The 4,577-nt window shown below is 40.8% G+C and carries 3 protein-coding genes; 1 reads left to right on the plus strand and 2 read right to left on the minus strand.

Features of this window, described 5'->3' with window-relative positions:
- Positions 1-82: 82 nt before the first annotated feature.
- Together ACT3RN_RS14625 and fabF are read right to left on the minus strand one after the other, a co-directional pair.
- The gene (locus tag ACT3RN_RS14625) at positions 83-955 is read right to left on the minus strand and encodes a hypothetical protein (protein ID WP_192520329.1); all 873 of its coding nucleotides are present in this window, start codon (positions 953-955) and stop codon (positions 83-85) included.
- A gap of 119 nt (positions 956-1,074) precedes the next feature.
- A complete protein-coding gene (gene fabF / locus ACT3RN_RS14630) occupies positions 1,075-2,451 on the minus strand; it encodes a beta-ketoacyl-ACP synthase II (RefSeq protein WP_442062890.1) in 1,377 nt (458 codons plus the stop codon).
- A 206-nt stretch (positions 2,452-2,657) separates the two neighbouring features.
- Here fabF and ACT3RN_RS14635 point away from each other — a divergent pair, with 206 nt between their 5' ends.
- Complete coding sequence (locus tag ACT3RN_RS14635; RefSeq protein WP_192520330.1) at positions 2,658-4,568, plus strand: WG repeat-containing protein; 1,911 nt, start codon at positions 2,658-2,660, stop codon at positions 4,566-4,568.
- The last annotated feature ends 9 nt before the right edge of the window (positions 4,569-4,577 follow it).

The raw sequence follows: 4,577 nt of genomic DNA on the forward strand, positions 1-4,577 counted from the left end.
TTACGGGGATTTTTTATGACTGGTAATTTATCACTAAGAATTTATTCCTAAGGATTGATGGGTAGGAAGTAGGAAGCAGCGTTTAGCTTTTTTGCGACTCTTTGTTAGTTCCTGCTTTATCCTCGCTTAGATTCTGGGTCACTTCAGCACGTAACCAAGATTTTAAATTCTCAGACATCAGCATCATTTGCTCACTGAGATAATCATCAATTTGCATTTCCAGCTCACGGATCAGCTCTTGATGCGTGTTACTCAGTTTTGCGTCTTTCAGGGCCAGTTTGATGGCGGCGCTGGCTTTGTCGTTGACTGCTTTTACGCTGTGCTCATCATTGCTATTTTTGTCATTAGTGACATGAGCATGCTGACTGATGGTTTTGTTCTCAGAGCTGGTGACAAAGTTGTTATCAGCATTAGGTTGTGTAGCAGCCGATTTTTCAACGCTTTGATTTTTTTCAACACTGTTATCAATACCGAGTGATGCTGAATCGTTCGCATCATTGGCATTCATAGCGGTCACTTTATCGGCAACATTATTCTTCTCAGTGGCTATTTGCTCATTTTTCTGTTGTTCTTTTTGCGCGGTATCTGACGCTTCACGAAGTTTGGCTTCTTCTTTTAATTTAGCACTTTCCTTTAATCTGGCATCCTCTGCCGCTTTTACTCTTTGCTGTTCTTCTCGCTGTTGTTTTTCGACGGTCGCTTGCTCTTCGGCTTTTTTGTCAGTAATGGCTTTAGCGATGGCTTGCTCCGCTTCATGATTTTCATAGAGCTCATCGATATGGGCATCCAAATCATGAGTATTAAACACAAAGCTTTCAAACGGTGTATCGTTTTGCAGTAAGGTGGTGATGTCTTTTAGCTCTTGGGTAATTGCTGCGCGAATAGGTTCAGGCGCACACGTCCAGCGCTGATAAAACTGATGAGAAAATGAGTAGCTTGACATGGTATCGTCCATAAATGTTCCAAAAATTACCCCTTATCATACGCAAATACGATAAGGGGCTGCAAGTGGACAAACGTAGTAAATCTGACACTAAGGTTACAACGCATCCCATTGTGCGTTTTTATCAGCTATTAAACAGTAGGCCAACGTGCAAATATCAATGAGCCATTGGTACCACCAAAGCCAAAGCTATTGGATGCTGCATATTGCAGATTTTCAACTTTACGTGATTGGTTAGCGACATAATCAAGATTGCAGTTGTCTTCCACATTGTCTAAGTTAATGGTAGGTGGTACTTGCTGATGCTGTAAGGAAAGCACGGTAAATATGGCCTCGACACCACCGGCAGCACCTAATAAGTGACCAGTCATAGACTTAGTTGAGCTCACTAAGATACTGTCTTTCACTGGTGAAAATACGGTCTCAATGGCTATCGATTCAGCGACATCACCAGCAGGTGTACTGGTACCATGAGCGTTGACATAACCAACTACAGAAGGCTCAATACCCGCATCATGCAAGGCGTTTTTCATCGCACGTGCAGCGCCATTACCATCTTCTGGTGGTGCAGTAATGTGACCTGCATCATCACTCATACCAAAACCAACCAGTTCAGCCAGTATTGTCGCACCGCGGGCTTTGGCATGAGCTAGGCTTTCGAGCACCACCATGCCAGCACCATCACCCAATACAAACCCATCACGGTCTTTGTCAAAAGGACGAGAGGCTTTGGTTGGCTCATCGTTGCGTGTTGAGAGCGCATGCATCGCACCAAATCCTGATATGCCTAGCGGACTTGAGCCTTTTTCGCTACCACCGGCTAGCATCACATCAGCATCACCATAAGCAATCAAACGCGCTGCAAGTCCGATAGCATGGGTAGCAGTGGTGCAGGCAGTTGATGTTGCGAGGTTTGGACCTTTTAACGTATGTTTAATCGCCACCAATCCAGCAGCCATATTGACGATAGAGCCTGGAATAATGAAGGGCGACACTTTCATTGCACCCTTTTCGCGTAGGGTATCACGGCTGTTTTCAATAGTCTGAATACCACCAATCCCTGAGCCTAAGATGATACCAAAACGTTCTTGATCAACACCTTGTACAGGGGCGTCTGATGCGCTTACTTCATTGATGAAACCAGCATTTTTTAATGCCATGGAAGAGGCAGCCACACCATAATGCATAAATTCATCGTAGCGGCGCGCATCTTTGGCATTCATATATTGTTTGGCATCGAAATCTTTGACTACGCCAGCAATTTGCGAACGATAGCCCGTTGCATCAAAATGGCTAATCGTTGCTATGCCGCTATCGCCATTGAGCAATTTAGTCCATGAGCTATCGACGTCTAGTCCCAAAGGTGTAATAGCACCCATGCCAGTGACCACCACGCGCATATCATCTGAGCGTTCATAGTGCGGTTTTTTCTGAGGTGGTTGATATTTTGGTATTGCGTCAGCATCATTCTTGGCTTGGTCGGTAGATGAACTACTATTTTGGCTCATACGATATATCCTATACTTACGAGTCCTAAGAGGAGAGTATTTCGATAGTTATTATAAAACACATAGGTGCACGCATGTAAACTAAATTTATCTCAGGAGTGTCGTATGTGTCTTATAGAGTATGGACTATAACAATCATGTAAGAAACTATCAAAAAAATAAGATATAATGAACAATTGTTCTATTTATACAGTGGTAATGTTTTTATGGTTTCATTGAAGTTTTTATTTCCTCTTTTATTGTCCATGAGTATTCCAGCACTAGCGGACTGTCAACTTCGTTTTGATGATGGTTATAAGCTACCAAAAGATATCATTGCTGTTGATCGCGGAGAATGCGGATTTACAGAGGGGCTTGCTATGATTGAAAAAGACAGTAAGTATGGATTTATTACTCGCCAAGGACAGATAATCGTGGAGCCTAAGTATGATTATGCTGAAGATTTCTATGAGGGTTTGGCTAAAGTTGGTAACGACTATAAATATGGCTATATTGATGCAACAGGCAAGGTGGCTATTGATTTAATCTACGATAATATACACCCCTTTAGTGAAGGGCTTGCAGTGGTACAAAAAGATGGAATTTATGGTTTTATCGATAAGACTGGCAAGGTAGTTATAGATATAAAATATGCCGATGCGGGTGGTTTTGATCAGGGATTAGCGATTGTACATGATGGCAGTCGAGGACTCATAAATTATGATGGTGAGTTTATACTACCGCCTGAGTACATTATTATTCAAGGTTTACGTAATGGCTTTAGACCTGTTTTTGGTTATGGAGGATGGAGTTTTGCTGATGTAAACGGACAGCTGATTGATGAGCTTCAGTATCATAAAGTTAAGAGCTTTAATGAGGAACGCGCTGCTGTACAAAACAAAGATCGAAAGTGGGGCATTATTGATACCGAAGGAGCGGTTGTTTTAGATTTTGCTTACGATGAGGTAAGCGACTTTGACCAAGGGTTGGCTTATGTTAAAAAGGATGATCGCGCTTTTTACGTTGATAGGAACGGTGACGATATATTAACAGGCAACTATGATGATGTTGAACCGTTTAAAGACGGTTTAGCTAAAATTCGTAAAGATAATAAATTTGGCTATATCAATAAAAATGCCGAAATAGTCATACCGATTATATATAAGGAAATATCTTCCTTTGAAGAGGGATTGGCAAGCTTTCAAAAAGATAAAAAAGTAGGGTATATAGATAAAAGCAATAACATAGTCATTCCTGCTCAATTTGATAAGGCTGCACCATTTGTTAATGAGCAGGCCATTATTATAGTAAATGATAAGTACGGTGCTATCGACCGTGCCGGTAATATAGTTATAGAGCCAATATACGAGCAAATACAGCACTTTTTTGAAGACATAGCTCCTATGAAGTTAGATGGTAAATATGGTTTTATCGACAAAAAAGGAGAGGTAGTCATTGAGCCAAAGTATAGCCGTGTGAGTCCTTTTATCTATGAGCTTTCATATGTAGAGCAGAATAAAAAGATGGGCTTAGTCAATACTAAAGGTGTTGAAATAGCTAAGCCTGAGTATGATGAGATCAGTGCTTGGGTCATAGATGGTTTAGTTATGGCAAAGAAAAATGGCAAGGTTGGCTATATAAAAAATACAGGCGAGGTAATCATTCCGTTTAACTACGATTCAATAGGAGAGTTCTACAACGATAAAACCTTTATAGAGGTGAATGGGAAGTTTGGCTATATCGACAAGAGTGGTAAAGAGTTGATTAAGCCTATTTATGAAAAAGTAAAACCTTATTCAGCAGATGTGATTGCAGTAATGAAAGGTGGCAAATGGGGCATAGTCGATTTAAAAAATAATAGATGGATCGAACCTATTTATGATGAGTTAAGCTTTCCAGAAGCAGGTCGTATGTTAATCAAAAAAGACAATAAGTACGGCTTTATGGATATGCAAGGCAATGTAGTAATAGCGCTACAATATGATAAGGCTACCGACTTCGATAGAGGCGTCGCTCAAGTGCGAAAAGATAATCATTGGTATAGTATCAATCGTGCCGGAGATACAACTGGAGAAGTTTCATTAAATTTTCGGTGGTGTTCTAAAAAGTATGCTGGCATCAGACGTAGCCATAATTGATGTAAAAGA

This window comes from Psychrobacter sp. AOP5-GZ1-6, assembly GCF_052376345.1.
GTDB lineage: Bacteria > Pseudomonadota > Gammaproteobacteria > Pseudomonadales > Moraxellaceae > Psychrobacter.